General features: G+C 64.0%; 3 protein-coding genes. 2 read left to right on the top strand and 1 reads right to left on the bottom strand.

What is annotated here, in order from left to right; all coding sequences use genetic code 11:
* Window positions 1-206 precede the first annotated feature (206 nt).
* On the bottom strand, window positions 207-1193 hold the full coding sequence (locus ACFWW8_RS38160; RefSeq protein ID WP_386537440.1) for a DMT family transporter: 987 nt from the start codon (window positions 1191-1193) through the stop codon (window positions 207-209).
* Between the two features lie 1476 nt (window positions 1194-2669).
* On the opposite strand from ACFWW8_RS38160, the gene ACFWW8_RS38155 reads away from it, so the two are divergent.
* Complete coding sequence (locus tag ACFWW8_RS38155; RefSeq protein ID WP_386537437.1) at window positions 2670-3821, top strand: ThiF family adenylyltransferase; 1152 nt, start codon at window positions 2670-2672, stop codon at window positions 3819-3821.
* A 209-nt stretch (window positions 3822-4030) separates the two neighbouring features.
* A partial coding sequence (locus ACFWW8_RS38150) for an IS630 family transposase (RefSeq protein ID WP_386537434.1) occupies window positions 4031-4608 on the top strand: 578 nt, incomplete at its 3' end.

The following is a 4608-nucleotide window of genomic DNA, read 5'->3' as shown; positions in this document are numbered from 1 at the left end:
GCGTTCGTCTCCCTCGCCTGCAGTCTCATCTGCTGGAGACGCCTCAAGAAACACGTTTCATGATCGTGTTACGAGCTGTAAGGAGACGGTCGCGCGGTCGGAGGAAATGACAGCAGACGGTGAACCCAGCATCGCTGATCGTTCGTCAGATCAGGGATGGAGGACAAATCGATCCGTGACTGCGGCATCCCTCCCCGTCCTGTCACTCATCCTGGCTGGCTATCGGTGCCGCTCCCCCGCTCAAGTGTCCCGTGATCCCCACAGGAGATTGCAGGTGGAGGACTCGAGGGTGTGACGCTTGTCGGGTGCGGGTCGGAGAGGAGCCTGGCGCCGCCGCGTCGTCCTGCGCGGGTGGGTCGTCCCAGGACGACTCCGGTGAGAACGAGTGCCAGCCCGCACAGCTGCTGCGTTGTCAGCACCTCTCCGGCGACCACCGTGCCGAGCAGAACACCCGTGACGGGGTTGAGGAGTCCGACTAGACCCACGGTTCCCGCGGGCAGGTGCCGTAGTCCGGTGAACCAGGCGGCGAAAGCCAGTGCGGTGGCGACGAGGGTGATGTAGCCGAACGCTAGGAGCGCCGGTGTGGAGAGTGTGGGTGGACGGCCCTCCACGGCTGCGGCGACCGGCAGCAGGAACAGTCCTCCGGCGATGAGCTGCCAGGCGGTCGAGGCAAGCACGTCGGTACCGGTGTTGTTCCAGCGTTTGGTCAGGATGTGACCGAAGGACGACACGATCATGGCCGCGGCTGAGGCTAGGACCCCCGGCAAGCTCACTCCTCCCGTTCCCGTCAGCAGCATGAGGCAGACCCCGCCGAGCCCGATCGCGGCGCCGACCAGGTGCGCAAGGCCGGGCCGCTCAGACACCAGGACCCAGGCGATGAGCATCATCGCCAGTGGGGACACCGCCATGACAGTCGAGGCGATGCTTGTCGGCAGTAGCTGGGAGGCGGCATAGACGAGAAAGAAGAACACGCTCACGTTAAGCAGCCCCAGCACCGCGGACCGCCACCACCACGCATCACGCGGCCGCTGCCTGCACAGCCCCAGCAGGACTAGACCGGCGGGCAGCGCTCGCAGCGCCGCTCCGTAGAGGGGGCTGTCAGGCGGTAGGAATTCATGGGTGACGTAGTAGTTCGTGCCCCAGGCGACCGGTGCGACAGCGGTGAGCGCCACCCACCGCACATTAGTTTCCATACAGCGTAATGTACCCTCCGGGGGAGGTGCGTTTAGCTGTATAAACATCCTGCAACCGCTGGACCGCGTGGCCCGCGTCCAGGCCAACTCGCGCCGCGAGCGGCTGACTTCGTCATTTCTCCGCGAGGCCTGATCGGCCGGCTGCACCGCCTGGGCGACCGTCTCACCGAGGAATTCTGCCTCGTCTACGTGTGCTATCGCCGCCACCAGGTAGACCCGACAACGACCCCGTCGAGCAAGAGACGGCGATGAGGTTCAGCGCGCTGCTCACCGACGCGATGTTCTTCCACAAAGCGCTGGATATCGTCAAGATCGTCTAGTGGCGGCGGGAGGAGGGCTGGACGATTGAGCCGGAAGAACTGGCCCGCATCTTGCCGTACCTGACGGAGCATATTGACCGGTTGGGGGAGTACTCCACGCACGAGCTCGGCATTCATCCTAAGCCATACGACTCCAAGCTCGACGTCAGCTTCGCCCCCTCCGGGAGCAGGACCCTGCTACCACCCGGGGGCTCGGGCAGGGCGTCTGAGTCCTGGCAACATCGGAGCAGACAAGATCTCTTGGAGGGTGTAGGCAGACGCACACTGGCTGGCGGGCCGGTACCCGAGTACCCCAACTCTGGTTTTGGGTAGTCGTCACTCTGTTCACAAGGAAAGTGTTAGGTGAGGATGGCTTGATCCAGCCTTCACTTGACGCAGTAGGTAATTGACTTGTCCTCTCCAGTCCTGTCGTGGTGTGTTGATGCTTTTTTTGTTCCGCAGGAGCCGGATGTGGCGACCGCAGTCAGGCTGGAACGGTGTCGCGAGTTTCACGCCCGCGTCCTATGTGATGGTGGCCGGCGCCCTGAGTTTCGCGCCATGAATGGGCGTTACGTAGACGCGCAGCTGCTGGATCTGGGTGCTTGGCACTTCATTGCCCGCCGGAAGCCACGCGGACTCATAATGGGCTATATACAACTTGTGACTTCTGAATCTGTCGAGCACTTTCAGCCTCAGGCTTTCCTCAGCCCGGACCGGTTTGCTGCTCTTTTGCGTGTGGAGGAAGCCGAGTTGGGGGGCGTGTTTGAGCGTAGTCGCCTCGTGGTGGACTCAACAGCGCGCGGCCTGGGTCTAGGCGCGTATATGTACGCGTCGCAATGGCGGCTGCCCGGCAGCTCAGGGCCGAGGCGATGATCGGCATCTCTGGGACTGCGGACGGCTAGTTTCGCCTTTACCAGCGGTTCGGCTTCCCATCGTAAAGGGCACCCGTTCCTACGTGGGGCACTACGGCGAAGATGTATGTGTCATCTTCAACCACACCGCGGACGGTGCCGGAGAATTCGAGGCGCTCGTCGAGCGCCTACGAGGTGACCTGGCCGTTCGCCTCTCGGCCGTGTCTCTGTGAACAGGCCGGATCAGTGACCGCGCACGCAGGGCGCGGTCTATTCGATGTAGCAAGCCCGACGAGGGCCTACACCCATCCTTGCAGGAGGAAGTCATGACGAACGACATTCCCGCCAAGCTACTGGACAAGCCCGTCAGCAGGGCCAGTTGGCGGCCAGTGCTGTTCCGACCGTCCGTGCCGGCCGAGCAACAGGCCCTGCGGATCCTGGCGAAATCTGACCAGATACGCGAGGTGCACGACACCCTTGACGAGCAGCTGGAAGAACTCGTCCGCTCCCGGGCGCCGGGCCGTGCATTCGTCGCCGCCGACATGGAGGGAGCCAAGGAGCAAGTGCTGGACGGGGTCGTTCCGTGGCATTACGGCACCTGGGTGTGGTACCCGTGGTCCGGGCGTCTGATCCATGTGCTGCCCCGAGAAGAGTTCCGGCTGGTGCGGACCGACCGCAATCGCGGCAAGATTGACCGCCCGGAGCAGACTCGCCTGCTGCAGCGCAGGATCGGGATCATAGGCCTGTCGGTTGGCAACAGCGCCGCTGTCACCTTAGCCCTGGAGGGAATCGGTGGAGCGTTCAAGCTGGCCGATTTCGACACGCTGGGCCTGTCCAACCTGAACCGGCTGCGAGCCGGGGTGCACGATCTCGGAGTCAATAAGACCGTGATCGCCGCACGGCAGATGTTCGAGATCGACCCCTACCTGGACATCGAGATCTACCCCAGTGGGCTGACTGACGACACCATGGAAGAGTTCTTCACCGGCGGCGGTGTCAGTGGTCCGATCGACCTGCTCGTAGAGGAATCCGACACCCCGTACGTGAAGGTCGCCTCCCGCGAGTACGCCCGCGCTTGCGGCGTCCCTGTCCTGATGGACGCCAACGACCGGGGCATGCTTGACATCGAGCGGTTCGACCTGGAACCCAATCGGCCGGTCCTGCACGGCCTGCTCGGCCAGCTCACCTCTTCCGACCTGCGAGAGCCGACCTTCGAGGAGAAGGTGTCACATATCCTCGCCATCCTCGACGAGCAGCAGATCAGTCCGGAACTCGCGACCTCACTGGATCAGATAGGCCATACCCTGAGCAGCTGGCCGCAACTGGCTTCGGGCGTCGCCCTGGGCGGAGCAATCACCGCCGACGCCGCCCGGCGCATCCTGCTCGGCACCCACCGCGAATCAGGCCGCTACTACGTCGACCTCGCAGCCCTGATAGCCGACGGACAGGGCAACCTCACCAATCCGTGCCGTGCCTGAGCCACCCACGGTAAGGGAAACACACACGCCAGCGGTTCAATGCCTCCCCGATACGCATGACGTCATGCCTAGTCCGCGCCGGTGGCCTGCTGCCGGGCAAAAGGGGCTCGTCGACTCTTGCTCCCTACGATGGAGGCCGTCGCCAGCGGGCCCGGTACCGACATGCGGCTTGCTAGTGACCGGAGTCGGAGGTTTGTCGTTAGTTCGGTATGAGTCGTCCTGGTCCGAAGATTCCGCCGTTGTCGGTGACCGATGCCCAGCGTGCTGTGCTGGAGGGCTGGTTACGTCGTCGTTCGACGGCTCAGGCGTTGGCTCAGCGGTCGCGGATCGTGCTGGAGTGCGCAGACGGCCGCTCGATCATGGAGGTGTCCCGTCGGCTGCGGATCGCTCCGGACACGGTCCGCACCTGGCGGCGGCGCTTCCTGGAGCACGGCTTGGACGGTCTGTGTGACGAGCCCCGGCCGGGTGTACCGCGGAAGATCACCGATGCCGATGTGGAGCGAGTGATCGTCAGGACACTCGAGGAGAAACCGAAGAACGCGACCCACTGGTCGACGAGGTCGATGGCCGCGGCGACCGGGATGTCGCAGTCGACGGTCTCGAGGATCTGGCGGGCGTTCGCACTCGCCCCGCACCGCTCACAGACCTTCAAACTGTCGACGGACCCGTTCTTCATTGACAAGGTCCGCGACGTCGTCGGTCTCTACCTCGACCCACCGGAGAAGGCCCTGGTCCTCTGCGTGGACGAGAAGTCCCAGATCCAGGCCTTGGACCGGTCCCAGCCGGT

It is taken from the genome of Streptomyces sp. NPDC058701 (assembly GCF_042715295.1).
Lineage (GTDB): Bacteria > Actinomycetota > Actinomycetes > Streptomycetales > Streptomycetaceae > Streptomyces.
The sequence above is the reverse complement of the archived record's forward strand: the minus strand, read 5'-3'. Positions and strand labels throughout refer to the sequence as shown.

Coding starts and splice junctions, on each gene's coding strand:
- ACFWW8_RS38160 (WP_386537440.1), bottom strand. CDS start 1,193: ATGGAAACTAATGTGCGGTGGGTGGCGCTCACCGCTGTCGCACCGGTC.
- ACFWW8_RS38155 (WP_386537437.1), top strand. CDS start 2,670: ATGACGAACGACATTCCCGCCAAGCTACTGGACAAGCCCGTCAGCAGG.